Source organism: Pseudorhodoferax soli (genome assembly GCF_003337555.1).
Taxonomy (GTDB): Bacteria; Pseudomonadota; Gammaproteobacteria; order Burkholderiales; family Burkholderiaceae_C; genus Pseudorhodoferax; species Pseudorhodoferax soli.
Genome location: NZ_QPJK01000006.1, coordinates 467,298 through 494,177 on the forward strand (window position 1 = coordinate 467,298; position 26,880 = coordinate 494,177).

19 protein-coding genes are annotated in these 26,880 nt (G+C 66.9%); 12 read left to right on the forward strand and 7 right to left on the reverse strand.

Annotated features, from left to right (window positions below):
- Window positions 1-14: 14 nt before the first annotated feature.
- Window positions 15-950, reverse strand: coding sequence for a non-homologous end joining protein Ku (gene ku / locus DES41_RS22665; RefSeq protein WP_114469921.1), 936 nt, complete (start codon window positions 948-950; stop codon window positions 15-17).
- Between the two features lie 247 nt (window positions 951-1,197).
- On the opposite strand from ku, the gene DES41_RS22670 reads away from it, so the two are divergent.
- Window positions 1,198-1,578: a response regulator gene (locus tag DES41_RS22670; protein ID WP_114469922.1), complete on the forward strand. Its 381-nt coding sequence runs from the start codon at window positions 1,198-1,200 to the stop codon at window positions 1,576-1,578.
- A 412-nt stretch (window positions 1,579-1,990) separates the two neighbouring features.
- On the opposite strand, the gene DES41_RS39870 is transcribed toward DES41_RS22670, so the two are convergent.
- Entirely contained in the window at window positions 1,991-2,227 is a 237-nt protein-coding gene (locus DES41_RS39870) for a hypothetical protein (protein ID WP_425466384.1), read from the reverse strand.
- On the opposite strand from DES41_RS39870, the gene DES41_RS39210 reads away from it, so the two are divergent.
- The 4 genes from DES41_RS39210 to DES41_RS22690 all read left to right on the forward strand — a co-directional run bounded on the left by DES41_RS39210 (window position 2,171) and on the right by DES41_RS22690 (window position 7,953).
- A complete protein-coding gene (locus tag DES41_RS39210) occupies window positions 2,171-2,350 on the forward strand; it encodes a hypothetical protein (protein ID WP_245965826.1) in 180 nt (59 codons plus the stop codon). The two genes, DES41_RS39870 and DES41_RS39210, sit on opposite strands and share 57 nt — an antisense overlap.
- A 434-nt stretch (window positions 2,351-2,784) precedes the next feature.
- A complete protein-coding gene (imuA, locus tag DES41_RS22680) occupies window positions 2,785-3,579 on the forward strand; it encodes a translesion DNA synthesis-associated protein ImuA (protein ID WP_114469924.1) in 795 nt (264 codons plus the stop codon).
- Window positions 3,527-4,843: a Y-family DNA polymerase gene (locus DES41_RS22685; RefSeq protein ID WP_425466385.1), complete on the forward strand. Its 1,317-nt coding sequence runs from the start codon at window positions 3,527-3,529 to the stop codon at window positions 4,841-4,843. The genes imuA and DES41_RS22685 overlap by 53 nt, the downstream gene beginning before the upstream one ends.
- The gene (locus DES41_RS22690) at window positions 4,840-7,953 is read left to right on the forward strand and encodes an error-prone DNA polymerase (protein WP_114469925.1); all 3,114 of its coding nucleotides are present in this window, start codon (window positions 4,840-4,842) and stop codon (window positions 7,951-7,953) included. Before DES41_RS22685 ends, DES41_RS22690 begins: the two co-directional genes overlap by 4 nt.
- Window positions 7,954-8,081: 128 nt before the next feature.
- Here the strand turns inward: DES41_RS22690 and DES41_RS22695 are convergent, their stop codons facing one another.
- Together DES41_RS22695 and DES41_RS22700 are read right to left on the reverse strand one after the other, a co-directional pair.
- Window positions 8,082-9,923, reverse strand: coding sequence for an FAD/NAD(P)-binding protein (locus DES41_RS22695; protein ID WP_114469926.1), 1,842 nt, complete (start codon window positions 9,921-9,923; stop codon window positions 8,082-8,084).
- A gap of 69 nt (window positions 9,924-9,992) precedes the next feature.
- Window positions 9,993-11,384 (reverse strand): KamA family radical SAM protein, encoded by a 1,392-nt coding sequence (locus DES41_RS22700; RefSeq protein ID WP_114469927.1) that lies wholly within the window; start codon window positions 11,382-11,384, stop codon window positions 9,993-9,995.
- Between the two features lie 158 nt (window positions 11,385-11,542).
- Here DES41_RS22700 and DES41_RS22705 point away from each other — a divergent pair, with 158 nt between their 5' ends.
- The 5 genes from DES41_RS22705 to DES41_RS22725 all read left to right on the forward strand — a co-directional run bounded on the left by DES41_RS22705 (window position 11,543) and on the right by DES41_RS22725 (window position 18,871).
- The gene (locus DES41_RS22705) at window positions 11,543-12,391 is read left to right on the forward strand and encodes a LysR family transcriptional regulator (RefSeq protein ID WP_114470028.1); all 849 of its coding nucleotides are present in this window, start codon (window positions 11,543-11,545) and stop codon (window positions 12,389-12,391) included.
- 1,050 nt (window positions 12,392-13,441) lie between these two features.
- Window positions 13,442-14,770, forward strand: coding sequence for an MFS transporter (locus DES41_RS22710; RefSeq protein ID WP_114469928.1), 1,329 nt, complete (start codon window positions 13,442-13,444; stop codon window positions 14,768-14,770).
- Window positions 14,771-14,836: 66 nt separating this feature from the next.
- Complete coding sequence (locus tag DES41_RS22715) at window positions 14,837-16,270, forward strand: FAD-binding oxidoreductase (protein WP_114469929.1); 1,434 nt, start codon at window positions 14,837-14,839, stop codon at window positions 16,268-16,270.
- Between the two features lie 47 nt (window positions 16,271-16,317).
- Window positions 16,318-17,877, forward strand: a complete 1,560-nt coding sequence (locus DES41_RS22720; RefSeq protein WP_114469930.1) for a tannase/feruloyl esterase family alpha/beta hydrolase — start codon at window positions 16,318-16,320, stop codon at window positions 17,875-17,877.
- Between the two features lie 31 nt (window positions 17,878-17,908).
- The gene (locus DES41_RS22725; protein ID WP_114469931.1) at window positions 17,909-18,871 is read left to right on the forward strand and encodes a LysR substrate-binding domain-containing protein; all 963 of its coding nucleotides are present in this window, start codon (window positions 17,909-17,911) and stop codon (window positions 18,869-18,871) included.
- Window positions 18,872-18,907: 36 nt separating this feature from the next.
- Here the strand turns inward: DES41_RS22725 and DES41_RS22730 are convergent, their stop codons facing one another.
- On the reverse strand, window positions 18,908-19,384 hold the full coding sequence (locus DES41_RS22730; protein ID WP_114469932.1) for an Lrp/AsnC family transcriptional regulator: 477 nt from the start codon (window positions 19,382-19,384) through the stop codon (window positions 18,908-18,910).
- Window positions 19,385-19,497: 113 nt separating this feature from the next.
- On the opposite strand from DES41_RS22730, the gene DES41_RS22735 reads away from it, so the two are divergent.
- Window positions 19,498-22,977, forward strand: a complete 3,480-nt coding sequence (locus DES41_RS22735; protein ID WP_114469933.1) for an indolepyruvate ferredoxin oxidoreductase family protein — start codon at window positions 19,498-19,500, stop codon at window positions 22,975-22,977.
- 88 nt (window positions 22,978-23,065) lie between these two features.
- On the forward strand, window positions 23,066-24,205 hold the full coding sequence (locus DES41_RS22740; protein WP_114469934.1) for an acyl-CoA dehydrogenase family protein: 1,140 nt from the start codon (window positions 23,066-23,068) through the stop codon (window positions 24,203-24,205).
- A 156-nt stretch (window positions 24,206-24,361) separates the two neighbouring features.
- On the opposite strand, the gene DES41_RS22745 is transcribed toward DES41_RS22740, so the two are convergent.
- Together DES41_RS22745 and traD are read right to left on the reverse strand one after the other, a co-directional pair.
- Window positions 24,362-24,985, reverse strand: a complete 624-nt coding sequence (locus tag DES41_RS22745; protein WP_114469935.1) for an IncC plasmid conjugative DNA transfer DtrJ family protein — start codon at window positions 24,983-24,985, stop codon at window positions 24,362-24,364.
- A complete protein-coding gene (gene traD, locus DES41_RS22750) occupies window positions 24,982-26,880 on the reverse strand; it encodes a conjugative transfer system coupling protein TraD (protein ID WP_114469936.1) in 1,899 nt (632 codons plus the stop codon). The genes DES41_RS22745 and traD overlap by 4 nt, the downstream gene beginning before the upstream one ends.

Genomic DNA, 26,880 nt, shown 5'->3' on the forward strand with positions numbered 1-26,880 from the left:
CTCCGCGGTTGTGCTCACTTGCGAGCCCTTGTGCGTGCAGGCGTTGGCACCTCGGGCGCAGACTTCGGCGCGCGCTTCACGGTCTTGCGGGCCTGCGCCTCGACCATGGCGGTGACGTTCGACGGAGAAGCAGCGCGCTTGCCTGGGGCGGTCTTGCCCGACGCCTTGTTCTTGCCAAGACTTGCCTGCAGCATCGCCATGAGGTCGATGACCTGACCGCCTCCGACCGCGGCATCTTCCGGATGGGACGATGCAACGACCTCCTTGCCTGCAATCTTCTGGTCGATAGCCGCCAGCACCCGCTGCTTCTCCTCGTCCTGGAACTGCGAGGGGTCGTAGCGGTCCTGTGCGATTTGGTCGATGAGCTGCAGTGCCAACTGCAACTCGGCACCATTGATGTCGGCTTTCTCGATGCCCAGGGCGCTGGGCATGCGCACCTCGTCGGCGTAGCGCAGTTGCTGCAGCACCAGACCGTCTTCGGCCGGTCGAATCTGCACCACGTACTGCTTTGCCTTCCACGCCCACTTGGCGAGGGCACAGCGGCCGCTCTTGCGCATGGCGGCCATCAGTAGCTGGTACGGCTTGCCGCCGCGCTTGTCCGGGGCCAGCAGGTAGGCCTTGTCGTAGTACAGCGGGTCGACGGACTTCTCGGGGATGAACGCGACGATGTCGACGACATGGCTGCTGGCTTCCTCGAGTGCCTTCAGCTCTTCCGGGCTGAACAGAACGAAGTGGTCGCGCTCGACCTCGTAGCCCTTGACCATCTCGGAGCGCGGCACGACCTTTTGGCTCTTCTCGGACACGTAGTGCTGCTTGAGTCGCGAGCCGTCCTTCGCCAGCATGTTGAAGCGGATGTCAGACCCGCTTTCTGCGGCCGAGTACAGGCGAACCGGGATATTGACCAAGCCGAAGCTGAGCGTGAGCGATGCGATGGAACGTGCGGTGGCCATGGACAGCTCCAGCGGGTTGTCGGAGCCACAGCGTAGAACCAGCGCCCCAGAAGTCCATTGGCGGCCGAAGACGCCTGGGTGTAGTCCCAGGCCGACAGTGAATGGTGGCTGAAGTTGCCGAGGGTCGTGGTTCGCTTGGCCGTCCGGACCCACGCGTCGTGGCGGCGCGGCACCAACAGACCAAGGTTCACGTCGCATCGGCACTTCCGCCTACCTGGTGGCAGCACGCCGGTCGCATCATCTGACCATGACCATCAAGACCGTCCTCATCGAAGACAGCAAGACGATACGGGACGCGCTCATCCCCACGATGGCTGAGCTCGGCGACATGGAAGTCGTCGGTGTGGCTGAGGGCGCCCGAGCAGCTGTGGCGCTGCTGGACAGTTTGCGGTCGGTTTGGGAGCTCGCAGTTGTCGACCTGTTTCTGAAGCAGGGCTCCGGACTGGACGTGCTGCGTGCATGGGGACCGCGCCATCGCGGCCGGCTCCTTGTCGTCCTCAGCAACTACGCCACCAAGGACGTGCGCGAACAATGCGCGATGTTGGGGGCCGATGGCGTGTTCGACAAGTCCACCCAACTGGATGCATTTTTCGACTTCTGCTCAACACGACGAACCCCCTCCCACTAGGCGGCGACGTCCGAAGGTGCTGATCCGGATTGCCTGCAGATCCCGCAAAGGAGCACCTGGATGACGTGGGTCTCGTTAGGGACTTGGGCGCGGCGTGTTCTCGCTCTTGAACGACACACCTGCGCCTGTCCGCCGCCTTGGTGAACAGCGGTGGCTGCACCGAGGCTGAGGAGACGCGCTCACGCTGGCTGAGCGCGCATAGGCTGTGCACCGGATGCCAGCTGGTCGCCATCGGCGCCTTGACTTGGTCTCGCAGGACCGTCGTGCGGCAGCCCTTCAGCCGCACCATGGGGAGGCTCCGCACTGCTGCACCTTGCTGCGGCCGAAGTGCCGGCAGGGGCACTATCGTAGGTCTGCACCTTGAACGGCCATTCGCGCATCGGCGATCGCGAAAGCGGTGGGAACGGCGAGGTCATCGGACGGCCACCACGTCGTTGGACGACCCATCAGCCGGAGAGCTGGCAAGCCCGGCCCGAAGGACCTCGGACCGAGCGCGCCCACGAAGGGCGACGCGCAACGGTTGCCAGGCAGACGAAGCCGGGTTGCGGTCGTATCGCCATACCAGCGCGGTCCCGTCGATCAGCCCAGACGCATGGAGCTGAAGAAGACGTTCCGTCCCAACCGGGCCGAGCTTTTGGTCATCGCGCAGGTACCACCACGCGTCGTCAGGCGCATCGAGAAATTCCATGCGCACAAGCTAGCAGGGCAGCGCTGCGAATGGAATCGTCCAAGCGCGGAAACCGTATGTGCAAATGCACATTTCGGAATCTGAATGCCGGCCGCGACGAGCGCAGAAGCCCGGCGAGTCTCTGGCAGGTAGTCGGCCGCGAGAACCTACACCAGCTGCTCGCGGACCTCCCGAGCCAGGTGGCGCAAGCAGCAGGCGCTCGTCAAGCGCCATCCCGGGTTGTAGGGTGTTCGTGTCGAGTTCGTAGCTGCCGCGGACGCTCACGACCTGGCGGCGCGCCAGATACTCCTTGTACTTGGCCAGGTGCAGCGGCAGCGCCCGAAGGTCCTCGAGCAGCTGCACCTTGCCCGCGGCTCAGGAAGTCGGGCTGTTTCTGAAAGCCAGGGTTGGAATGGACCCGTCGTCTCCGAACAGGTGGGTCGGCATGCCGCATGGACAGGGCGCCTCCAAAAAATCATGTCGCGAGCAGACACGATTGCGAGTTCGTGATACTGTATTGATGTACAGTAATTTCACACATGTCCGCCGTTCCTGCTTTCTCCCCACCTGCCGCAGCCAATGACGCTGGCGCGCCGCTGGCATCCGCGCTGGGAGCGCGCGTGGCCGAAGCGGTCTGGCGGGGCACGGAGCTGGAACACCGCACCACCGCAGCACGCCCGACCGGGTGGGCCGCGCTGGACGCCGAGCTGCCAGGCGGCGGCTGGCCCGAGCAGTCCGTCGTGGAAATCCTGGCAGCACAGCCGGCAGTGCTCGAGTGGCGGCTGCTGTCGCCGGCCTTGAAGACGGTCGTCCAGAACGGCGGCCAGGTCGTGGTCGTCGGGCCTCCACGCCAGCCGCACCTGCCGGGCCTGCAGTACATGGGCCTGAGCGAGCGGCAGTTCGTCTGGGTGCAGGCAGACCAGCCTGCCGAGCGCCTATGGACCACGGAGCAGCTCATCAAGTCCAAGGCGGCGGGCGCGGTCGTCGCATGGCTTCCCAAGGCGCGAGCGGAGCAGCTACGCCGGCTGCAGGTCTGCGCCCAAGGCTGCGAGAGCCTGGTCTTCCTATGCCGGCCTGAGGCGGCGCGCCACGAGTCCTCCGCCGCACCCTTGCGCGTCCATGCCTCGGCCGGACTCGACTGGACGCTGGACGTCCACATCCTGAAGCGGCGTGGTCCTGCGCACGAGCGGACGCTTGCGCTGCCTTCGATACCGGGCGGGCTGGCGTCGGTGCTGACGCTACGTGCCCGCCGGCTCACCCGCCCCGCCGCCGAGGTCTCCCATGCTGTGGGTAGCCCTGTTGACACGGTCCGACCCCGGCACGCCGCCGCCTGATGACGACCAGCTGCGTGGCCTCTCGATGTACGCGCTGCAGTTCTCGCCGCGCACCGCCATCGTGGAGGACGCGGTCGTCGTCGAGGTCGAAGCGAGCACGCGGCTGTTCGGTGGGCGCCGCGCACTGCGTGACCGCATCGTTGCGGAGGTGCCCGAGCTCGGGGTGGGCAACGTGGCCTGGGCGCCTACCAGCCTCGCGGCGGTGGCCTTCGCGCGGGCCGGCAGGGAGAACGGCATCCGCGGCCCCCTGACGCCGCTGCTCGACGCATTGCCGATGGACACGTTGGCCGCGGTGCGGCCGCACCTGACCACGCTGTCGCAGCTTGGCTGCAAGACGCTTGGCGATGTTCGAGCGCTGCCGCGTGGTGGCATCAGCCGGCGCTTCGACAAGCAGCTGCTCACCGCGCTCGACCAGGCCTATGGCTTGCGGCCTGAAGTCCATGAATGGGTGGAAGCGCCGCAGACGTTCAGGGCGCGGCTCGAACTGATGTCGCGGGTCGACACCGCACCGGCGCTGCTCTTTGGCGCGCGCAGGCTGCTCATGCAGCTGTGTGGCTGGCTTGCGGCGCGCCATGCCGGCACCACCGCCTTCGTGCTGCGCTGGATCCACGACGCCATGCGACCCCGGGGCTCAGATGCAGGCGGAGAGCTGACCATCCGCACGGCAGCGCCGATGCGCGATGTGGACCACCTGTGCCGGCTCCTCGTAGAGAACCTGGCCAAGGTGCAGCTCCAGGCGCCCGCAGGCGACCTGGAGCTGGAAGCGCTGGACGTGCACGCGCTGCAGGAGCACAGCAAGTCCTTGCTGCCCGACGTCGCCCAGAAGGGGGAATCCCTCACGCTGGTGCTCGAACGCATCGCAGCGCGCCTGGGGCCGGAGAAGGTGCTTCGACCGGTCGTTGTCGAGGACCATCGCCTGGAGTGGCAGACCCGCTGGCAGCCCGCCCCGCAGGCCCTGCCGCAGAAGCGAGCGCGCCGCAACCGTTTCCCACAGCCCAGCTTCATCCTCGCCAAGCCCCTGCGATTGGCGATGCGGGGCGACAAGCCGATGTACCAGGGCGTGTTGCAGATGCTCACCGGTCCGCACCGGGTCGAAGGCGGCTGGTGGCACCGCGTGCGCGAAGGCGACGACAAGGAGTCAACCGCGGTGGTGGTGAGGGACTACTGGGTTGCGCAGAGCCCGCATTGCGGGGTCCTGTGGGTCTTCCACGAGCACCTCGGGCGTGACCAGACGGCCTGGTATCTGCATGGGGCCTTCGCATGAGCGAGGACGGCCGTGCCGGCATCCCGCCCTACGCGGAGCTGCGCGCGCTGTCCAACTTCAGCTTCCTGAAGGGCGCCAGCTGGCCGGAGGAGCTGATCGAGCGCGCGAAGAAGTTGGGCTACAGCGCCATCGCCGTGTGCGATGAATGCTCCATGGCCGGTGCCGTGCGCGCGCACGTGGAGGGCAAGGACCAGGACCTGAAGGTCATCCACGGCAGCCAATTCAAGGTCACCTGCGACGCGCCGTTCACGCTCAACGTTCTCGCCTGCAACATCGAGGGTTACGGCAACCTGTGCCAGTTCATCACGGCCCTGCGGCGCACGGCCGAGAAGGGCACCTACCGCCTGGTGCTGGACGCCATCGAGCCCACGGCGCTGGCCGACTGTGTGGTGCTGGTCTCGCCAGACCGTGAGTGCACGGACGCGCAACTCGAGACCATCGCGCGCTGGCTGCTGTCCAGCTTCACGGGCCGCTGCTGGCTGGCGGTCGAGATGCAGCAGGTGCTGGACGACGAGATGTGGCGTTACCGCATGGAGGAGGTCAGCGCGCTGACTGCCATTCCCCTCGTGGCCAGCGGCGACGTGCGCATGCATGTGCGCTCGCGCAAGCCACTGCATGACGTGATGACGGCCACGCGGGTGGGCCGCCCCCTGACGGAGTGCGGCCTGGACCTGGAACTCAACAGCGAGCAACACATGCGCAGCCGGGTGCAGCTGGCACAGCGCTTTCCGCAAGCGCTGATGGTGGAGACCTTGAACGTCGCCGCCCGCTGCACGTTCTCTCTGGACGAGCTGCGCTACCAGTACCCCGACGAAGTCGTGCCCGAGGGGCACACGCCCACGAGCTACCTGCGCCAGCTCACCTACGAAGGCGCCGGCCGGCGTTGGCCCGAAGGCATCACGCCCAAGGTCCAGACGCAAATCGAGCACGAGCTCGCTCTCATCGCGGACCTGGGCTACGAGCACTACTTCCTGACCGTCGCTGACATCGTGCGCTTCGCGCAGTCGCAGGGCATCTTGTGTCAGGGTCGCGGAAGCGCGGCCAACAGCGTGGTCTGTTACTGCATCGGGGTGACCGAGGTCGACCCGGCCCGCACGTCGGTGCTGTTCGAGCGCTTCATCTCCAAGGAGCGCAACGAGCCGCCCGACATCGATGTGGACTTCGAGCACCAGCGGCGCGAGGAGGTCATCCAGTACCTGTACCGCAAGTACGGCCGCGACCGGGCTGCGCTGACTTCGGTGGTCATCAAGTACCGGGCCAAGTCCGCGTTCAAGGACGTGGGCAAGGCCCTGGGCATCGAGCTATCGCGCCTGGAGGCGCTGGCGTCCAACCTCGCGTGGTGGGACGGCGCCGACGAGAGGAGCCAGCGCGTGGCGGAAGCCGGCCTGGACATGCAGGAGCTCGTGGTCCAGCACCTAATGCAGCTGACCTCCCAGCTCATCGGCATGCCCCGCCACATGAGCCAGCACCCGGGGGGCTTCGTGCTGACCAAGGGGCCGCTCGAACGGCTGGTGCCGATTGAAAACGCGGCGATGGAAGACCGGACCATCGTGGAGTGGGACAAGGACGACCTGGACGCCCTGGGCCTGCTCAAAGTGGATGTGCTGGCGTTGGGCATGCTGTCGGCCATCAGGCGGTCACTCGAATTCGTGAGCTTGCGCAAGGGCTATGCGTTCTCGATGCAGGACATCCCCGCGGAGGACGCAGCCACGTACGGGATGATTTGCAAGGCGGACACCGTCGGGGTGTTCCAAATCGAGAGCCGGGCGCAAATGTCCATGCTGCCGCGGCTCAAGCCGAAGTGCTTCTACGACCTGGTCATCGAGGTGGCCATCGTGCGGCCCGGGCCCATTCAGGGGCAGATGGTCCACCCGTACCTCAACAGGCGGCAAGGGAAAGAGCCGGTTTCATACCCGAGCGCGGCGCTGGAAGAAGCGCTGGGCCGCACGCTGGGCGTTCCCATCTTCCAGGAACAGGTGATGCAAGTGGCGATCCTTGCAGCGGGGTTCACGGCTGGGCAAGCGGATCAGCTGCGCCGCTCGATGGCGGCCTGGAAGCGCAAGGGCGGGCTGCAGCAGTACTACGACAAGATCGTCAACGGCATGACCGAACGCGGCTACGAAAAGGCGTTCGCCGAGCAAATCTTCGAGCAGATCAAGGGATTCTCGGAGTACGGATTCCCAGAGAGCCATGCCGCCAGCTTCGCGCTGCTGGTCTACGCAAGCTGCTGGCTCAAGCACCACCATCCCGCAGAGTTCCTGGCGGCGATGCTGAACTCGCAGCCCCTGGGCTTTTACTCGCCGTCGCAGCTCGTGCAGGACGCCCAACGCCACGGTGTGGAGGTCCGTGCGGTCGATGTCATGTTCAGCGATTGGGATTGCACGCTGGAAGACCTGCCCGACCCGCCGGCGGTGCGGCTGGGATTGCGCTTGGTCAGCGGCCTGAAGGAGGCGTCGGCGCAACGCATCATGCAAGCGCGCACCCAAGCTCCGTTGGACGACCCTGAGGACCTGGCCAGGCGCGCTGGGCTGGAGCAGCACGAGATGCAGCTGCTTGCCGGTGCGGACGCGCTCAGGAGCCTGTCAGGACACCGGCGCCAGCAGGTGTGGCAAGCGTCGGCCCTGCGCCGGCCGCCCAAGCTGTTGCACGACGCTGTGGTCGACGAGGACTTCCTGGAGCTGCCGGCGGCGCCGGAAGGCGAGGAGGTCGTGCACGACTACCAAACCGTCGGCCTGACACTGCGCAGCCACCCGATGCTGTTGCTGCGACCCGTGCTGACCAAGCGCAGGTTGGCCAAGGCGAGCGACCTGGACCGGCTGCCGAATGGCCGCTGGGTGCGCTATGCCGGCATCGTCACGGTCCGCCAGCAGCCGGAGACGGCCAAGGGCACGGTGTTCATCTCGCTGGAGGACGAGACCGGCAACGTGCAGGTCATCGTGTGGCGATCATTGAAGGAGCAGCAACGGCCCGAGGTGCTGCGGGCGCGGCTGCTGGCCGTGTACGGGCAGTGGCAGCGGGAGGGGGAGGTCAAGAACCTCGTCGCCCACAAACTGGCGGACCTGACGCCGCTGCTCGGCAAGCTCGCGACGACGAGCAGGGATTTTCACTAGGGTGGAGTCAATGGACGCAAGAGTGCTGAGCCGTACAGCATGGCGCCGCTTCGCAGCCGTCAGCAGGGCGAGGTCGGCGCCTGTGGCATTTGCTTGGCTACGCCTGTGTGCTCCAGCGGCCTGCTTTCTCACCCGGACCCTGCGGTCGTGCGTTCGGCAATGGCCGCGAACATCTCCAGCACGCAGTGCTGCGCATCCAGCGTCTGCCGCGAAAGCACGTGGGGTCGCGGCAGCGCATGGGTGTAGAAGTGCGCGCCTTCGGCCGGATACCCCAGCACCCAGATGTTCTTGCCGCTTTTGCCGCTGGCATCGATGGGATGCATCTGCCTGTCGATGTCGATGCCGCAAGGATGGTAGTCACCGTTGCAGAACGACCGGATGATGCCGTGGTCCAGCAGGTTGTCGGTCAGGCTGGATGCGTCGGTGAGCGGCGAGTAGGCATCCAGGCGGGCGACCACCAGCACATCGGCCTCGACGCTGTGATCCCCCGAGGGGTAGGGTGCGTTGATCCGAAAGCGTGCCGTCCGGGTGTCGCCGACGATGCTGGCACCAGGACCGCCAGCGATGTCGATCAGGCCTGCCCTGCGCAGCGCCAGATACTCTGCGTTGCGCTGCCGTGGCGGCCCGAACGAGACCCGGTTGGTCGCCGCGTTGAAGTCCTCCATGAAGAAGCGGTGTGAAGCCGGCGTCAGGCCTGCGTGTTCGACGGCCGCGCGCATCGCCTCGCGCGTGTCGCGCAACACGTCCGTGGCTGCCTTGATCGGGCTGGACAGGTTGCCCTTCTCGGCCTCGGCGAGGTCGCTTTCGATCAGGGCATGGACGAAGTCATGGAACTGCTGGAAGGAGCTGAAGCTGCGCTGCCTCAGCGGCCAGAGGATGGCATCGATGCCAAGGCGTTCGTCCTCCGTGGCCACGAAGTCGCCGGATGCGCAGAGCGATGGCTGCATGGCGTTGCGGTAGGCACAGGCCATCTCCGAGAGGACGAGCGGCAGCACGTCTGCCTGGAAGTCGATGCGTGCGTCTCCCGTGGCCGCAAGCCTGGCCTGTCGTTTGAGGTTGACGGCCTCGACAGTGAAGATCCTTGCCTGGTGGCGGCCGGTCAAGCCTTTCTGGTTGATGCCGCGAGCGGCGAACGGCAAGCTGTTGCGGGAGAAGAGCAGCATGCGAGGCTCACGGCCGGATGGCCGATAGCACAGGCGCCCCTGGTCGTGGGCGTACCTTCCGCCCCGACCAAGGGTGAGCGCTGAAACGACGTCGTGGGACGTCAGGCCCAGCCCCTGGATGGCGACCGTGGCCCCGGGTTCGATGGCGTCCAGCGTCTCGATCGGATACGGGGATGGGACGTAGGCAAGGTGGTGATTGCGCTGGGCGTGATCGGCCACGAAACGGTCGAACGCACGGTCCTGCCCGTTGGGCCCCCGCCTGCCGTGCCCGGTGGTCAGGTACACGTAGGCCGCGGCCCGCGTGTGGCCATCGGGCGTGCAGACCTCGTAGGCGGAGGCCTTGGCGCGCAGGTCAATGACCCGTTGGCGGTGATGCGCCACCGTCACATGGTGTGGAAGCATGTCGACCACGCGCCGATAGGCCCACGCGAGGTACTCGCCCAGCATGGCGCGGGGCAGGTGGTCGCCCTGGGTGATGGGTTGGCCACGCTCAGCAGCGTTGCGCAGAAAGCGATCGCCGTGGCGGCGGTAGCCAGCAGCATGGGCCCACTCGACGAGCGAGATGCCGCCATCGCCTCCGGCCAAGCTGGCCGGCGGGAAGATGGTGACCTGGGACGCCACCGTGTTGATCAGCAGATGCTCGGGTTGTTGGGCGCGATGGCATCCCTGTCCGGCATCGCCGTCGTCGTAGACGTCGATCTGCAGGCGGGTACCGCGAGGCAGGCGATGTGCGTGCTCCAGCACGCGCTCCAGGACCGTGAGGCCGCGCGGTCCGAGGCCGATGACGGCGACTCTTGTTGCATCCATGCTTGGCTCCTGTGTTGGGTGTCCGGCGTCGGTCGTGGCGCCGGCTTGGGTGATTGGTGGTGGCTGACGTCAGCAGGGATGCCGATCGGCTGCGCTGGGGGGCTCCCGCGTGCTGCGGTGGAATGCGACGGGTTGGATGATGTCCGGCAGATCCGCTTGCAACCCCTGCTCGAAGAAGAAGCGCTCGCCGAAGGCGGGGCGCAGTTCATCCAGCCAGCTCGCGCGGGCGTCGAACTTGGCATAGAAGGGGCGGCGCACCCAGAGCGGGTTGCGTGCCTGCAGGAACTGCAGGGCGAAGAGCTTGTCGCCACCGAGTTCGACGATGCCATCGACCATCACCTTGCCCGGGAAGGCGCTCATGGATGGCCCGCGCACCGTGCGTGCAAGACCTGACACCGAGCGGTAGGCCTGCTGGAACACTTCGTAGGCCTTCACGAGAGGGAGCTTGAAGTAGCTGCTCGGCCCGGTATCCCGCTCGACGAACATGTAGTAAGGCGTTGCACCGAGCCGCACGCCTGTGGTCCACAGCTCCGACCAGCATGCAGGGTCTTCGTTGACGTGGCGGATGAGTGGCGCCTGGATGCGCACCGTTGCGCCGGTGGCGATGATGCGGCGAAGGGCTTGCTGCGCGATCGGCTGCTGCAACTCACGGGGATGGCTGTAGTGCGCCATCAGCGCCAGGTTGCGGCCGGCGGCGACGACGCGCTCGAACAGGCGCAGCAGTTCGTCGGCGTCCTTGTCCGTGACGAAACGCTGCGGCCAGTAGGCGACCGACTTGGTTCCGATGCGGATGCTCTGCACGTGGGCCAGGTCCGGAGCCAGTACCGGATCGAGGTACTCGGCCAGGGAGCGCGCGTTCATCACGAGCGGATCGCCGCCGGTGACCAGGAGGTCGGTGGTTTCGGTGTGGCGGCGCAGGTAGGCGCACAGCTCCTGCGACTCCTTGGCGTCAAACTTCAGTTCTTCCATGCCCACGAACTGCGGCCAGCGAAAGCAGAAGGTGCAGTAGGCGTGGCAGGTCTGGCCCGCACCGGGAAAGAACAGCACGGTTTCGCGGTACTTGTGCTGCAGCCCGCGCAGCGCCACGCCATCGAGCGTGGGAACGTTGTGGGTCATCTGGCCGGCCGGGTGCGGATTCATGCGCATCCGGATGTTGCGCACGAGCTGATCGATCTGCGCTTCGGGCGCACCATTGGAGACCAGGCGATGCAAGTCGAAGAACTCGCTGTCCGGCAGCATGTCCCTGTGGGGAAAGGTCAGCCGGTAGATCGGATCGTCCGGGATGCGGTCCCATTCGATCAGCTGGTCCAGCACGTAGGCGTTGACCCGGAAGGGCAGTACCCGCGCGACGATGTCGATGGCCTGCCTGTGCTCCAGGGACAGGTGTTGCCATTGCGGTGCCTGTCGGATGGACAGACGCGTGTAGGGCTTGAACTTGGCGTTGGCCGGGGACTCTTGCATGGCTGTTCTCCTGGGTTGGGCCGGTGGCATCGCGGTGCAGGCGACGGGGACGAGCGGCCCGCGGCAGGACGTCCTCAGCGCAGGAAAAATTTACGGAAGTGCGCGGCCCAGATAAAGCCGTAGCTGCTGATTTCAGAGATGGCGAACGCTTGTCGAACATGAGCCCTCAGCACCTGGACCTCGCCGCCGTGGAAGCTTTCGTGCTCGTCGCTGAGCTGCGCAGCTTCACCCGGGCTGCGGATGTTCTGGGCGTCACGCAAGCCGGCGTCAGCCAGCAGTTGCGCCGCCTGGAGGGCCAGCTGGGGCAGCGTCTGTTGGACCGTACGCCGCGTCACGTGCGCCTGTCCGTTCAGGGAGAAGCGTTTCTGCCCCATGCGCGTGACCTGCTGGCCTCGCAGAAGACCGCTCTTGAGACCATCGACCGACCCGTTCGCGCCCTCAGCATCGCCATCAGCGAGCATGTGGTGGGCCCTGAGCTGCCTGCCGTGCTCGCCCGCATCAAGGCGCATGACCCAGGCCTGTTGTTGAAGGTGCACGTCGATGACGCCGCAAAGGTGCGTAGAGCCTTCGAGCGCGGCGAGTTCGATCTGGCCATCATTCGGCAGGGCGCGCGCCGGGACGGTGACCTGCTGTTCGAAGACCCCTACGGGTGGTTCGCGAGCCCAGCAGGGAACTTCACCAATGTCGCGCTCCCCTTGATCACGGTGATGGAAGTCTGCGGTGTCGGCGCCGTTGCAAGGCGTTTGCTGCTGCGTTCGAAAGTGCCGTGGGTCGACGTTCTGTGGGCCAGCGGCGTGACCACGGCGATCTCTGCCGCGCAGTCCGGGATCGGTGTGGTCCCCATGGCGCGTCGGCTGGCCGCGGGCAGCTTGGTGGACGTTGGGCCAAGCCTGGGGCTGCCAGCGTTTCCTTCCGCAAAGGTGGTCATGCTGTCAAGGCATGGCGACGCACAAACGCGCTCGGTCCAGCGAATGCTGCGATCGGCGTTCAAGGCCTTCGTTGCGTGAGGAGAGATCCGTTTGGATGGAGGCGGCAGCCCGTGCAGGCGACGATTCGCGTGCCACTGCGCGCTGTTGCTGCTGCGCCCTCGCTTTCACCTCCAATGAGACAATGTGCCGACCCATCGTTCTGAACTTGCAGTGGATCTTTCGTTTTTGCGTACGCTTGCCGGCAGCAGGTTGCCTCGGCCCGTTCCCATTGGTCCAGCGTTCCATCTTGTCCTCGCCTACCGGGCTGCCGGCTATGTGGAGCTCAGCGTCCCGCCGCAGGTCCGCACGCGCAGCGGAAATGCCATGCAGCCTGACGCCGTGGTGCTGGCGCTGACGCCGCAAGGCCTTGCTGCCATTGCCCCCGATGCCGCAATGGGGAGCTAGGTGTTGAAGCCCTGGTATGCCAGTGCGTCGGCGCTGAAGGAATTGCAACACCTGCGGTTGGTGATGCCATCACCGGCTATCAGCTGAGTGCGCGGCCCACAGCGATGGGCGCATGGTCTTCGATGGGCAAGGAACAGCGTCCCCGGCCGGCACCATTGAACCGGTCGCGCCGGTTGACCTGCCAGCGACAGAACCGGCAAAGTTTTTTACCGATCCCGGCACAGCGCCCGGGAAGACGAAAGCGATCAAGTCAATGACCACCAGCGCTTGGGCAGGCCGCTGGCCAGCGTAGCCCATTGGGCGAGCCCGGATGCCGCCCACGCGTGTCACGGCGGCGCGTCTCGCCGCGACCACGGCGGCGTCGAAGTCGGCGATCGCGCTGAAGGCGGCCCGGCTTGTCGGCGGCCGCGGCGGGCAGCTGCGCACGCGGCGATCAGTTAGCGCGCGGTGCGCGACCATGCTGGCGGCACATGTGCAGTCATGTCTGCGGTCCTGGGCCGTGCGCGCATTCACCATGGTTGCGCTCCACCATTCCTCGGCTGCGTTCGCGGGGTTGACTGCCGGCATCTCCGGACGAGATGGCACGTTCTCCCATCGGTATGCATTTCGCGAGTTAACCCGATAGGCCCCCCCGGGGGCGCCGATCGACCATGCAGGCCAAGCAGAACCATCCGAGACAACCCGATGACATCCAGAACCCTGTCAGCGCCACATGGCGGCAGCACTTCCCTCTCGGCCGCCGACGCGGTCTACCGCAAGGTCAGTTGGCGGCTGATCCCGCTGCTGTTCGTCTGCTACATCGCGGCCTACCTGGACCGTGTCAACGTCGGGTTCGCCAAGCTGCAGATGCAGGACGCGTTGCAGTTCAGCGAAGCGGTGTATGGCCTGGGCGCCGGCATCTTCTTCATCGGCTACTTCCTGTTCGAGGTGCCGAGCAACGTGATCCTGCACAGGGTGGGCGCGCGCCGCTGGATCGCCCGGATCATGATCAGCTGGGGCCTGCTGTCGGCGGCCACGATGTTCGTGAACTCGCCGATGACGTTCTACGTGATCCGCTTCTTCCTGGGCGCGGCCGAAGCCGGCTTCTTCCCCGGCATCATCCTGTACCTCACCTACTGGTACCCCGCGGCGCGCCGCGGCAAGGCGACCTCGCTGTTCCTGGCAGCCATCCCGTTCGCCGGCATCCTGGGCGGGCCGATCTCGGGCTGGATCCTGCAGGGCATGGCCGGGGTCAACGGCTGGCAAGGCTGGCAGTGGATGTTCCTGCTGCAGGGCCTGCCCACGGCCGCGCTGGGCGTGCTGGTCTGGCGCTACCTCGACGACCGCGTCAAGGACGCCGCCTGGCTGAGCCCCGACGAACGCGCGTTGGTCGCCCGTGACATTGCGGCGGAAGGCACCGGCAAAGCCGAGGCCAGCATCTGGAGCGTGATGTCCAACGGCCGGGTGTGGTTGCTGGCGCTGGTGTACTTCTGCTTCGTGTCCGGCCTGTACGGCATCTCGTTCTGGCTGCCCAGCATCATCAAGGCCATCGGGGTGACGGGCGCGCTCGACATCGGCCTGCTCAGCGCGATTCCGTGGTCCTTCGGCGTCGTCGCGATGTACCTGACAGCGCGCAGTGCCGACCGCCGGCTCGAGCACCGCTGGCACTCGGCCATCGGCGCCGTCGTCGGTGCCGCGGGCCTGCTGATGAGCGTGGCGATGCACGGGAACGCCACCCTGTCGATGGTCGGCCTGACCATCGCGACGATGGGCATCATGTCGACGCTGCCCGTGTTCTGGGGCATGCCGACCGCGTTCCTCGGGGGTGCCGCTGCGGCGGCGGGCATTGCCCTGATCAACTCGCTCGGCAACCTGTCGGGGTTCTCCGCGCCCTTCATGATCGGCCTGATCAAGGATGCGACCAAGAGCACCGACGCGGGCCTGCACATGCTGGCGGCATTCCTGGTGATCGGCGCCGTGCTGGTGTTGTGGGTCAAGCCGTCGAAGCAGCCTGTCGCTTCGTCGACGCGCTAGCCGATCCGCAGCTATCCGCCGCGGGCTGCCAGCCCGCGGCTTCATCCCCTGATAGGAAACGACGCCATGAACGCCCATGTGATGGACCCTGTGCGCCCGACCGTTGCGGCCACCGGCCGCCGCGCACCCTCCGCCGAACTGCTCGCGGCATTGCGGGGCCGCTTCGCAGCGCGTCTCTCCACCGCCGACAGCGTGCTGCTGCAGCACGGCAGCGACGAGTCGAGCTACCGCCCCCAGCCGCCCGATGCGGTGGTCTTCGTGCACGACACCGCCGAGGCGGCATTCGTGGTGAAGGCCTGTGCGGCCGAGCGGGTACCCGTCATCGCCTTCGGTGTCGGCTCGTCGATCGAAGGCCACCTGCTGGCGGTCGAGGGCGGCGTGTGCATCGACTTCTCGCAGATGAACGCGGTGCTGGCGATCCGTACCGGCGATCTCACGGCCACGGTGCAGGCCGGCACCACGCGCAACCAGCTGAATGCGGCGCTGGCCGGCACCGGCTTCTTCTTCTCGGTGGACCCCGGCGCCGACGCCAGCATCGGCGGCATGGTGGCAACCGCCGCTTCCGGGACCAACACCGTGCGCTACGGCACGATGCGCGACAACGTCGTGAGCCTTGCGGTCGTGACGGCGCAGGGCGAGGTCATCCGTACCGCATCGCATGCGCGCAAGAGTTCGGCGGGCTACAACCTGACGCAGCTCTTCTGCGGCTCGGAAGGCACGCTCGGGCTCATCACGGAGGCGACGGTGCGCATCCATCCCCACCCCGAAGTCGTGGCCGCCGCGGTGGTGCATTTCCCCACCGTTCGCGCGGCCGTGGATTGCGTGATCGAGTCGATCCAGCTCGGCGTGCCGCTGGCCCGCGCGGAGATGCTGGATGCACTGACGATCCAGGCCGTGAATGCACACAGCCGCACCGCGCTGACCGAGAAACCGACGCTGTTTCTCGAATTCGCGGGCAGCCAGGCGCAGATCGACGAGCAGGCGGCGGTGGTGCGAGAGATCGCCAGCGGCCACGGCGGCGGCGCATTCCAGTGGGCCAGCCGGCAGGAAGAGCGTTCGCGCCTGTGGACGCCGCGCCACCACGCCTATTTCGCATCGCTGCAACTCAAGTCCGGCAGCCGCAGCATGACGACCGACGCCTGCGTGCCTTTGTCCGCGCTGGCCAGCTGCGTCGAGGAGACGCTCGACGACATCGCCGCCCATGGCTTGCTGGCGCCGGTGTTCGGCCATGTCGGCGACGGCAACTTCCATTGCCTGGTGCTGGTCGACCCCGACGCACCTGACGAGGTGGCAGCGGCCGAGGCATTCAGCCACCGACTGGTCCAGCGTTCGCTGAGACATGGCGGCACATCGACCGGCGAGCACGGCGTGGGCCTGCACAAGATGCAGTACCTCGTCGAGGAGCACGGCGCGGTCGCGGTGGCGCTGATGCGCTCGGTCAAGCGGGCGTTCGACCCGCAGAACATCTTCAACCCTGGCAAGGTCGTCAGCTTCGGCTGAGGACTGGATGCGCACACACAACCATTCCATTGACGGAGACAACCACCATGCACATCGCCCGAAGTGCTTCACTGATTGCCGTGCTCGCCTGTGCCGGCTGTGGTGGCGGCGACGACGCCGCCCCCGCGCTCACGCTCGCTGAACGGTGCCCGCAGCTCGCAGGCAAGACCTTGGCCGGTGGCGCCACTGTGCAGGAGGCGAAGGTGGTGGCTGCCACCGGCGCGCAACCGGAGGTCTGCGTGGTGCAGGCCAGGCTCGATGGCTCGACCCTGCGTCTGGAGGCCCGCATGCCGACCAGCGGCTGGAACGGCAAGATCGCGTTCTTGGGCGGCGGCGGCTTCGACGGTGCGATGCCGATCGCGACCGACCAGCAGTTCAGCCCCTCGATCCTCAGCGAGCGCTACGCGACGCTCGGCACCAACGGCGGCTACGACTACCCGGGCGCGCGCGGTCTCGATTACTTCAAGGCCGCCTTCGCGCTGGATCCCGAGCAGCTGGCAGACTTCACCTACCGTTCGGAGCACCGCGCGCTGCCGCCGGGCAAGGCGCTGGTCGCCAGCTTCTTCGGCGCGGCCGCGTCGCACAGCTACTTCGAGGGGTGTTCGATGGGCGGGCACGATGCGCTGACGCTGGCCCAACGCTACCCGGAGGACTTCGACGGCATCGTGGCGCGCGCGCCGGCCGGCAACATCATGGGCTTGTTCATGCAATTCAACCGCATTTCCAAGCAGGTGCGCACGCCGGCCAACACGCTCAACGAAGCCAAGCAGACGCTGCTCGCGAAGGCGGTGCTGGCGCAGTGCGACGGGCTCGACGGCGTGGCCGACGGCATCATCTCCAAGCCCGCGGCCTGCCACTACGACGCGGCGCCGCTGCGCTGCGCGGCTGGAGCGGACACCGGTGACGCGTGCCTGTCCGACGCGCAGATCGCCACCGTCAACACGGTGACGTCTGCCATCGCCACGGCCGATGGCGCCTGGTCGCATCCAGGCTACAACCCCGGATCCGAGGACATGCCCAAGGGCTGGGGCGAGTACATCTGGCCCAGCGCGGCGCTGGGGGGCGCGTCGGTCCAGGGCCTGTTCTCGGATGGCTTCGTGCGCTCCTTCATCACGCAGGACGCCAGCTACGACACGCTCGCCTGGAACTACGACGACTGGCTGCCGCGCATGGGCGCGGTCGGCGGCATGTTCCAGGCCTTTGACCCCAACCTGGCGGCCTTGAATGCGCGTGGCGCCAAGCTGATCCTGTGGAACGGCACGACCGACTCGTCGGTCAGCGCGCGCGACACGGCGCGCTACTACGACAACGTCGTTGCCTCGCTGGGCCAGGCCAGGGCCGACCAGACGGTCGAACTGTTCATGGCGCCGGGTGTCGGCCACTGCTTCGGCGGCGCCGGGCCCGACAAGGTCGACCTGCTGAAGGCGGTGGCGACCTGGGTCGAGCAGGGCACGCCGGCGTCGGCGCAAGCGCTGGTGCACCGCAAGGTCGATGCGGGCGGCGCCACCGCCGTTGCCAGGCCGCTCTGCAAGTACCCGGCCTATCCGCGCTACAAGGGCAGCGGTGACGTGAACGAGGCAGCCAGCTTCGTTTGCTCGACCAGCTGAGTCTGAGCCACAAGGGTCCAGAATCGAGGCGATGGAACTGCGCCAACTCAAGTACTTTCTTGCCATCGTCGAGAACAAGAGCCTGTCCCGTGCAGCAGAGCATCTGCACGTGGCGCAGTCGGCCCTGAGCAAGCAGCTCGCCGAACTGGAGTCGGAACTCGGTGTGCAACTGCTGTCGCGCAGCCGCAATGGCGTCGCGACGACCGAGGCCGGCAGGGTGTTCCACGAGTACGCCCAGGGCATCACCAAGCAGGTCAGCGATGCCCGTGCGGCGGTGCTGCGGTCTTCCGAGACCGTGGTCGGCTCGGTGCTGGCGGCCTTGCCGCAGAGCGTCGCCGCCACGCTTGCGCTGCCCTTGATGCGCGCGGTGGCACGCCGCCACCCCGACATCCAGTTCCAGCTCAACGAGGAACTCACCGGCAACATGGCCGAACAGCTGCTTGTCGGACGTGTCGACGTGGCCATCTTCACCGACACCATGCCTTCGCGCGACATCGCGTTCACGCCGCTGGTCGAAGAAGCGTTCGTGCTGATGCATTCGCCCCAGGACGCGCAGGCACCCGCGCCGGGCGACGTCTCGCTCGGCCAAGCCGTGGCGCGGCCGCTGGTGCTGCCGAGCCCGCAACACGGCCATTGCACGCGCTGGATCGTCGACGAGGCCTTGCGGCGCGCCGGCCATGCGCCGCAGGGCATCGCGGCGGAGATCAACTCGGTCTACGTGCTCAAGAGCGCGGTGGAAGCCGGCATCGGGCCGACCATCATGCCGCTCGGCCTCGCACAGCGCGAGGTGGAGGACGGGCGCCTCGTGGCCCACCGCATCGCCGCGCCGGACATGGTGCGTGTGCTGGGCCTGTGCGTGTCGCGCCACCTGCCCACCACCAATGCCAAGCTCGCGATCTGCCGCCTGATCGGCAACGTGGTGCGCGATCTCTGCGAGAGCGGCCAATGGTCGGGCGCGCGCTACCTCGCCAGCGACGCGCCGTTCGGCCGCTAGCGGTCGGCAGCGGCCGAGCCCGGAGGCGTCGACCTTTCAGACCAATGGCGCCTGGCGCACGAGGATGGCCTTCAGTGCAAAGCTCGACTTCAGGTGCGCCACGCCCGGCATGCGCGCGAGCTTGCCGGTCAGAAAGACCTGGAACGCCTCCACACTGGGCGTGACCACCCGCAGCAGGTAGTCGAAATCGCCGGTCATCAGAAAGCAGCTCATGACCTCCGGCGCCAGCTTGATCTGCTCTTCGAAGCGCACGAGCGCATCGGCGTCCTGCTTGTCCAGCGTGATGGAGACGAACACGCTCAGCGTGCCTGCCAGACGTGCTTCGTCGAGCGTGGCCGTGTAGCCGCGGATACAGCCCGATTCTTCGAGTGCCTTCACGCGCCGCAGCACCGGCGTGGTCGACAAGCCGACCTCGTCCGCCAGCTCGCGCCAGCTGATGCGGCCGTCCTTCACCAGTGTCTGCAGGATCTTGCGGTCGATGCGATCCAGGTCTTGAGTTGGTTCGACTTGCATTTTGTGCGTTCAGTGGATAGAACGACCAAGGATAGGTCGATCCGATGGCTGAATTGGAGCATCCTGCCACGCACTTTTCAATACGCTTGTGGTCCCGAACAGGAGCACACGACATGGGCGCGGACGACAGACTTTTCGAGAAGCAGGACATCTACGGCGCCGACGACGGGCCCGCGTTCATGTCCGGCATCCAGGCGCTGGTGCGCTTGCCGATGGTGCAGCGCCGGCTGGACCGCAGCCGCGGCCTCGCCACCGCGGGCCTGGTGTCGGGCTACCGTGGCTCGCCGCTCGGCGCCTATGACCAGCAACTCTGGAAAGCCGCGGCCCAGCTGAAGGCGCACGACATCGTGTTCCAGCCGGGGCTCAACGAAGACCTGGCCGCCACCGCCTTGTGGGGCGCCCAAATGCACCGCGCCTTCGGCCCGAGCAAGGTCGACGGTGTGTTCGGCATCTGGTATGGCAAGGGCCCCGGCGTGGACCGCACCGGCGATGTGTTCCGCAGTGCCAACGTGATGGGCACATCGCCGCTGGGCGGGGTGCTCGCCGTCTCGGGCGACGACCATGCGGCCCAATCGTCGATGTATCCCCACCAGACCGATGGCCTGTTCCAGGCGGTGTCGATGCCGGTGCTGCAACCGGCCAGCGTGAGCGAGGTGCTGGAGCTAGGCCTGGCCGGTATTGCGCTCTCACGCTTCTCGGGCCTGTGGGTCGGCATGAAGACGATCGCCGAAGTGGTGGAGGCCGCCGGCGTCGTTCAACTGGCGCCGCCCACGCCGTTCGTGGTGCCGCCGCACGACGGTGACGCGACGCCGCTGCACTGGGACCCGGCCATCCAGTGGCCGGCCCAGCGCTTCGAGCTCGAGCGCAGGCTCATCGACGCACGCCTGCCGGCGGCGCGCCGCTGGGCCCGCGCCAACCAGCTCGACAAGACCATCGTCGCCGCCCGCGAGCGCAGGCTCGGCGTGGTGACGGTCGGCAAGGCACACCAGGACCTGATGCAGGCCTGCGCGGACCTCGGACTCACCACGGCCGACCTGCAAGGCCTGGGCGTCTCGGTCTACAAGGTCGCGATGAGCTGGCCCCTCGAAACCCATGGCATGGTCGAGTTCGCCAAGGGCCACCAGGAGCTGTTCGTCGTCGAAGAGAAGCGTGCCACCGTCGAATCGCAGATCAAGGAAGCGCTGTACCACGCGCCATCTCATGCACGGCCGGCCGTGAGCGGCAAGCAGGATCCCGCAGGCCGCGCGCTGTTGCCGGAAACCTCCGAGTTCACGCCCATCATGGTGGCGCGCGCGCTGGTCGAACGCCTCGGTGGCGTGGCCGATCTGCCACAGCGCCTGGCGCGCATGCAGGCACGCCAGACGCCGGTCGACGACATGGCCGTGCCGGCGCGCACGCCGTACTTCTGCTCGGGCTGCCCGCACAACACATCGACCCGGACACCCGATGGATCGATCAGCGGCGGCGGCATCGGCTGCCACGTCATGGCCTTGATGCTGCCCGAGTTGAAGACCGACACCTTCTGCCAGATGGGTGGCGAAGGGGTGCAGTGGGTCGGTGCGCAACCTTTCTCCGAGACCCGGCACATCTTCCAGAACCTGGGCGACGGCACCTACCAGCATTCGGGCGTGCTCGCCATCCGCGCCGCGTTGGCGCTGGGCACCAACATCACCTACAAGATCCTCTACAACGACGCCGTCGCGATGACGGGCGGCCAGCAGGCCGAGGGCACCAACGACCCCGCACGCATCACGCGCCAGTTGCATGCCGAAGGCGTCACGACCATCGCGCTGGTGTCCGACGCACCCGACAGCTGGGAAGGCAACACCGACCTGGCACCGGGCGTGACGGTGCACCACCGCGACGCGCTGGACGCCGTGCAGCGCCGCCTGCGGGAGATCGACGGCGTGACCGCGATCGTCTACGTGCAGACCTGTGCGGCCGAGAAGCGCCGCCGGCGTAAGAAGGACAAGGCTTTGGCCGCGCCGGCACGGGCACTGATCAACCCGCGTGTCTGCGAGGGCTGCGGCGACTGTTCGGTGCAGTCCAACTGCATTGCGATCGAGCCGCTCGAGACACCGTTCGGCCGCAAGCGGACGATCAACCAGTCGAGCTGCAACACCGACATGTCGTGCATCAAGGGCTTCTGCCCGAGCTTCGTGGAGATCGAAGGCGGCAAGCCTGCCAAGCCCGGCATTCTGTCGGTCGAGCGCGAGCAGCAGCTCGTCGCGTCGCTGCTGCCAGTGGTGCCGCCGCCCATGCAGCATCGAAGCTACAACGTGCTGTTCGCCGGCATCGGTGGGTCGGGCGTCCTGACCGTCGGCGCATTGCTGGGGGCGGCCGCGCTGGTCGATCGCAAGGTGTCCAACGTGCTCGACTTCACCGGCCTGGCGCAAAAGAACGGTGCGGTGCTGAGCCAGGTGCGCATCAGCACGGACGCGGCCGGAATCCAGGCCTCGCGCATCGGCCCGGGTTCGGCCGACCTGTTGATCGGTGCCGATCTCGTCTACTCCGCCTCCGACGACGTCGCATCGCGCCTGTCGCCCCTGCGCTCGGCGTCGGTGGTCAATGCCGACCTCACACCGACCGCGGCCGTCGTGCGCAACCGGGATGCCGCACTGCCTGCCGTACAGATCGCGCAGCGCGTCGAAGGCCGGTGCGCGCCGGACGCCTGCCACAGCATCAACGCGAGCGCCTTGACCACCGCATTGTTCGGCGACTCGACCTCGGCCCATGTGCTGATGCTCGGCTACGCCTGGCAGAAGGGCCTGCTCCCCTTGTCGATCGCGTCGCTGGAAGTGGCGATCGACAGTGCGGTGGCGCCTGCGACGAACCGCCGCGCGTTCAGCTGGGGCCGCATCGCCGCACAGTTCCCGCAGGCAGCGCAGGAGCTGATCGAGGCCACCGTGCCGACCCAGGGCGCGGCCCAGACACTCGACGAGTTGGTGCAGATGCATGCCCTGGAACTGACCCACTACCAGAACGCCGCCTATGCCGAGCGCTACCTGCAACTCGTCAACCGGGTCCGCCATGCCGAACGCGATGCCATGCCCGGCGCGCGGGAGCTCGCGCGCGCCGTCGCCGTCAATGCCTACCGCGTGATGGCCTACAAGGACGAATACGAAGTGGCGCGCCTTTACGCGTCGGCAGAGTTCAAGGCCACCGTGCACAAGCAGTTCGATGGCGTCGGCAAGGTCTCCGTGTGGCTCGCGCCGCCGGGCATCGCACGCATCGACGCGAACACCGGCCGGCCCAGGAAGACCAGGTTCGGCCCCTGGATCTTCAAGGCATTCGCGGTGCTTGCCGCGTTCAAGGGCTTGCGTGGCGGCATGTTCGATCCGTTTGGCCGCAACCACGAGCGTGTCGCCGAGCGTGCGCTCGTCGAAGACTACTTCGACCTGGTCGATGGCCTGCTCAAGGAGCTGAAGCCACGCACGCACGCCAGCGCGGTGGAGCTGGCGTGCCTGGTGTCGCAGGTGCGTGGCTTCGGCCCGGTGAAATTGCAGGCATTGCAGGCGTACCGGCACGACAAGGAGGCGTTGCTGAAGGCGTTCCGCGCGCCGGCCCGCATCGCCATCGCCAAAGCGGCATGACCCGGGCCCTGCAAGCCGCGCATCGACCATTGCCGGACCCGCTTGCGGGAGTCCGCTTCCTTCCACTGCCAAAGAGACGATCCCCGCCATGCTGCTCAACCCCGACCAGGAAGCCATCCGCGACGCGGTGCGCGCGTTCGCGCAGGCCGAACTGTGGCCGCACGCCCCCACCTGGGACCGCGAGCACCACTTCCCGAAAGCCGCGCATGAGGGTCTGGCCGCACTCGGTGCCTACGGCATCTGCGTGCCCGAGGAAGACGGCGGCGCCGGGCTCGACTACCTCACTTTGGCACTCGTGCTGGAAGAGATCGCGGCCGGCGACGGCGGCATCAGCACGGCGATCAGCGTCACCAACTGCCCGGTCAACGCCATCCTCATGCGCCACGGCAACGCGCAGCAAAAGAAGCAGTGGCTGCAGCCGCTGGCGCAGGGGCGGATGCTGGGCGCCTTCTGCCTGACCGAGCCGCAGGCCGGCAGCGATGCATCGTCGCTGCGCACCGTGGCCAGGCGCGACGCCGATGGCTACGTGATCGACGGCGTCAAGCAGTTCATCACCAGTGGCAAGTACGGCCAGGTCGCAATCGTCATCGCGGTGACGGACAAGACGGCAGGCAAGCGCGGCATGAGCGCATTCATTGTGCCGACCGATGCGCCGGGCTACCAGGTGGCGCGCCTCGAAGACAAGCTGGGCCAGCACAGCAGCGACACCGCGCAGATCAACTTCGAAGGCTGCCGGATTCTGGCAGACAACCTGATCGGCCAGGAAGGCGACGGCTACCGGATCGCGCTCGGCGCGCTGGAGGGTGGGCGCATCGGCATCGCGGCCCAGAGCGTCGGCATGGCGCGCAGCGCGTTCGAGGTGGCGCTGGCCTACGCCAAGGAGCGGCAGGCCTTCGGCGGCGCGATCTTCGACCTGCAGGCCGTCGGATTTCGCCTGGCCGACTGCGCCACGCAACTCGAGGCCGCCCGTCAGCTGATCTGGCATGCCGCCAGCCTGCGCGACGCCGGCCGGCCGTGCCTGAAGGAGGCCGCGATGGCCAAGCTGTTCGCCAGCGAGATGGCCGAGCGCGTGTGCAGCGCCGCCATCCAGACGCTGGGCGGCTACGGGTACGTCAACGACTTTCCGCTGGAGCGCATCTACCGCGACGTGCGCGTGTGCCAGATCTACGAAGGCACATCGGACATTCAGAGGCTGCTGATTCAGCGGGCGCTTCTCAGCCACGCTTAGATGCACTTTGCTCACGGGGCCGTGTGATCCCAGTCGTCCAGGAAGCATGCGCTTGGGTACTGTTGTGGGGACCGTTCAGCAGATCTTGCGGAACTTCTGCTGCCAGGAGAAGCTTCCACGCCCACTGGTTCAGCTCCGAGAGCAGCCCAGCCTTCGCTAGCCTCGGCGATGGAAGTCGGCGACAGCCCTCGCGATCGGCGCGGCCATCCCGAGGGGCGCAGCCGCCCATGCCAACGGATGCACGGACACCGGCAGTGCCAAGGACAGAGCGCAAGCGCATGTCGCGACGATGGCGGCGCTCAAGCACAGCGCGAAGAGTTCAGGGTCATGGCGGGTGAACTCGTGGGCCTTGATGACGCGTCGTGCGAAGGAATCGGCGAGGAGCGCCAGCATCAGGAACAGGCTTTTGGGCGCCCATTCGAGCAGGGCGGAGAGCCGGTAGCTCGCCAGTTCCAGCAAGGCCTCGATCGACCGAAAGTAGGCGTTGTCGAAGAGGCGGCGATTGACCTGCGCCATCTCTTGGCCGATTCGCCCTGCGGAGCGCTGTCCTTCGGGCGCGGCCTGGTGCGTCGGTAGCGGTGAAGCCGCCCCAGCCCGTGAGGTCATGGCCATGGCCCGGTCAAGAATCCGATCGGCAGTGGCGATGCCCCACACATCGCTGGCCCGAAGGTGCTCCTGCTGCAACTGCTGCACGAACCGTTCGGGCGGATGCGCGGATGGCAGATACAGGATGAGCAGCAGCAGGGTGCTCAAGGCGAAGACCGCGACCGCGCGGATCATGGAGGAGCCGTCCCCTCGACCTCGACCGACGTATCGATGATCTCGAACCGGCCCTTGATGCGTCGGCCGCCCGAGATCGACGCGAAATAGTGGAGGTTCGGCAGCTTGCCCAGAATGTCCGCGGGCACCGCCTCTTCGAGTGTTTCCGTGATCTGCGTGGAGTACGAGGACGAGAAGTCGCCCAGGCGCGCGTCCGCCCCTTGACTGAGCCCGACACGCATCGTGTGGATGGCCGTCCGACCGAATGTCTCAACGACGAAGTCCTGCGTTGGGCGGTCTTTGGTCCGCAGCGCGATCAGGTTGTTGAGGTTGCCCAGCACCATGCGCGCTGCATCCTCGCTCCCCAGCCGCCTGGCCAGGTCGGCCAGCGTCTGCATGGCGCAGGTCGAGTAGATGCCGCCCTCGGCGCCCTTGTTCAGGATCTCGATGAGCGACAGGTTGATCACGTTGGAGACCTCGTCCACGAACAGTGCGATGCGGCCCTGGATGCCCAGGTTGTAGCGCATGCCCGCCCGCGCGGCGAGGTCGGCCAGCGCGAGCGCGCTGATCGCCGACGCCACCGCCGGGTCGGGCAGCGAGTCCACGCCCATGTAGAGCACATGTCCGGCCTGTTCGATCTTCTCCAGGTTCATGATCGGCCGCTTGTCGTTGAGATCGAAAGGGTCGGGCGACAGCGTGCGGCCGAGGTCCCCGGATGTGAGCATGGACAGGATGGGGAGCAGGTTGGCGGTGATCTTCTGGTAGTGCTCGCGGTCGTGGCGGAACGTGCGGACCTGGGCATCGATCGTCTTGCTGCTCAGCGCATCGGTGATGTGATGCTCGTAGTAGGAGACGAGGCCAAGCAACTCGGCGGTCGTCGCGTCGGACGGCCGCCGCATGTTGCCGCGATGCGCTTCGTGCAGCAGCTTCTTCATTTCCGGGATGTCGCGCCACTGCGGGCCGAGCTTGGCGACGTAGTGACGACGCAGCGTTTCTTCCAGAATGGGCTCGATCCCGTTTTCGATGTAGCGCATGAGCTTGCGCAGGTTCGGGCGTTCCTCGAGCTCCACCAGGCCCTGAACGACCACGTTCACGGCGTCCCAGCCAAAGGCGCTGAAAGCACCGGCGGTGTCTGGCGGCATGATGGCCTGGATGCGGGACGCGACCTCCGTCGGCTTTTGCCAGTTGAAGGTGAAGTCGATCCGGATGCCAGTCTCCGGAAAGGCGGGGTGGAACTCAAGATAGGTGTCTGGCGTGCGGTAGCGTCTGCAGGCCCACTGCACGACGCGCTTGAGCCTGTGGCTGTTCTTGGGATCGATGACGATGACGACATCGCCCCGGCGGATCGCTTGCAGAACCAGCGTGGCCAGCGCGACCCCTTTGCCGGCCTGTGTGGTCCCGACCAGCAGCAGCCCGCCCTCGAAGTTCTGCAGGGGACGGTAGAGGGCCTGCTCCAATGGCTCGACCCCGTGGATGTAGGGCAGGCCGATCTCGGCGTCCGGCTGCGGATCGGGTGCGTAGCCCAGCATGCGCAGAACGGCGGGCGGCACCAGGTGGTCCCGGTAGTCGACCTTGGCGAGCTCGTACAGGCGTTGGGAATGCACAGGGAGCCACTCGAAGCCATGCCCCAGGTAGACGCTGCCGCTGTCGCGTGTGAGCCGCTCGATCCGAGCCGCGGGGATGATCTGCATCGCACGTCCTGCCAGCGAGGCACGTGCCACAAGGATGCCGATGGCTTGCCACGCGCGGTATGTTCCGGCGGCCAGGCAGAAGACGGCCATCGGTACGGCCAGCAGCCATGGGGTCGCGTGGGTCCCGGCTTCGTACACGATTGCGGCGAATGCGACGAACCACGCCAGGCTTGCGTGTCCTTCGTAGGCGCGCCGCCACGGCATCTCGTAGGAACGGGTGAGCAT

Excerpts from the sequence above, each read along its gene's own strand:
- DES41_RS22670 (WP_114469922.1), top strand. The coding sequence starts at position 1,198 with ATGACCATCAAGACCGTCCTCATCGAAGACAGCAAGACGATACGGGAC.
- traD (WP_114469936.1), bottom strand. The coding sequence starts at position 26,880 with ATGCTCACCCGTTCCTACGAGATGCCGTGGCGGCGCGCCTACGAAGGA.
- DES41_RS22695 (WP_114469926.1), bottom strand. The coding sequence starts at position 9,923 with ATGGATGCAACAAGAGTCGCCGTCATCGGCCTCGGACCGCGCGGCCTC.
- DES41_RS39210 (WP_245965826.1), top strand. The coding sequence starts at position 2,171 with ATGGAGCTGAAGAAGACGTTCCGTCCCAACCGGGCCGAGCTTTTGGTC.
- ku (WP_114469921.1), bottom strand. The coding sequence starts at position 950 with ATGGCCACCGCACGTTCCATCGCATCGCTCACGCTCAGCTTCGGCTTG.
- DES41_RS22740 (WP_114469934.1), top strand. The coding sequence starts at position 23,066 with ATGCTGCTCAACCCCGACCAGGAAGCCATCCGCGACGCGGTGCGCGCG.
- DES41_RS22690 (WP_114469925.1), top strand. The coding sequence starts at position 4,840 with ATGAGCGAGGACGGCCGTGCCGGCATCCCGCCCTACGCGGAGCTGCGC.
- DES41_RS22720 (WP_114469930.1), top strand. The coding sequence starts at position 16,318 with ATGCACATCGCCCGAAGTGCTTCACTGATTGCCGTGCTCGCCTGTGCC.
- DES41_RS22730 (WP_114469932.1), bottom strand. The coding sequence starts at position 19,384 with ATGCAAGTCGAACCAACTCAAGACCTGGATCGCATCGACCGCAAGATC.
- DES41_RS22745 (WP_114469935.1), bottom strand. The coding sequence starts at position 24,985 with ATGATCCGCGCGGTCGCGGTCTTCGCCTTGAGCACCCTGCTGCTGCTC.
- DES41_RS22685 (WP_425466385.1), top strand. The coding sequence starts at position 3,527 with ATGCTGTGGGTAGCCCTGTTGACACGGTCCGACCCCGGCACGCCGCCG.
- DES41_RS22725 (WP_114469931.1), top strand. The coding sequence starts at position 17,909 with ATGGAACTGCGCCAACTCAAGTACTTTCTTGCCATCGTCGAGAACAAG.
- DES41_RS22700 (WP_114469927.1), bottom strand. The coding sequence starts at position 11,384 with ATGCAAGAGTCCCCGGCCAACGCCAAGTTCAAGCCCTACACGCGTCTG.
- DES41_RS22715 (WP_114469929.1), top strand. The coding sequence starts at position 14,837 with ATGAACGCCCATGTGATGGACCCTGTGCGCCCGACCGTTGCGGCCACC.
- DES41_RS22710 (WP_114469928.1), top strand. The coding sequence starts at position 13,442 with ATGACATCCAGAACCCTGTCAGCGCCACATGGCGGCAGCACTTCCCTC.
- imuA (WP_114469924.1), top strand. The coding sequence starts at position 2,785 with ATGTCCGCCGTTCCTGCTTTCTCCCCACCTGCCGCAGCCAATGACGCT.
- DES41_RS22735 (WP_114469933.1), top strand. The coding sequence starts at position 19,498 with ATGGGCGCGGACGACAGACTTTTCGAGAAGCAGGACATCTACGGCGCC.
- DES41_RS22705 (WP_114470028.1), top strand. The coding sequence starts at position 11,543 with ATGAGCCCTCAGCACCTGGACCTCGCCGCCGTGGAAGCTTTCGTGCTC.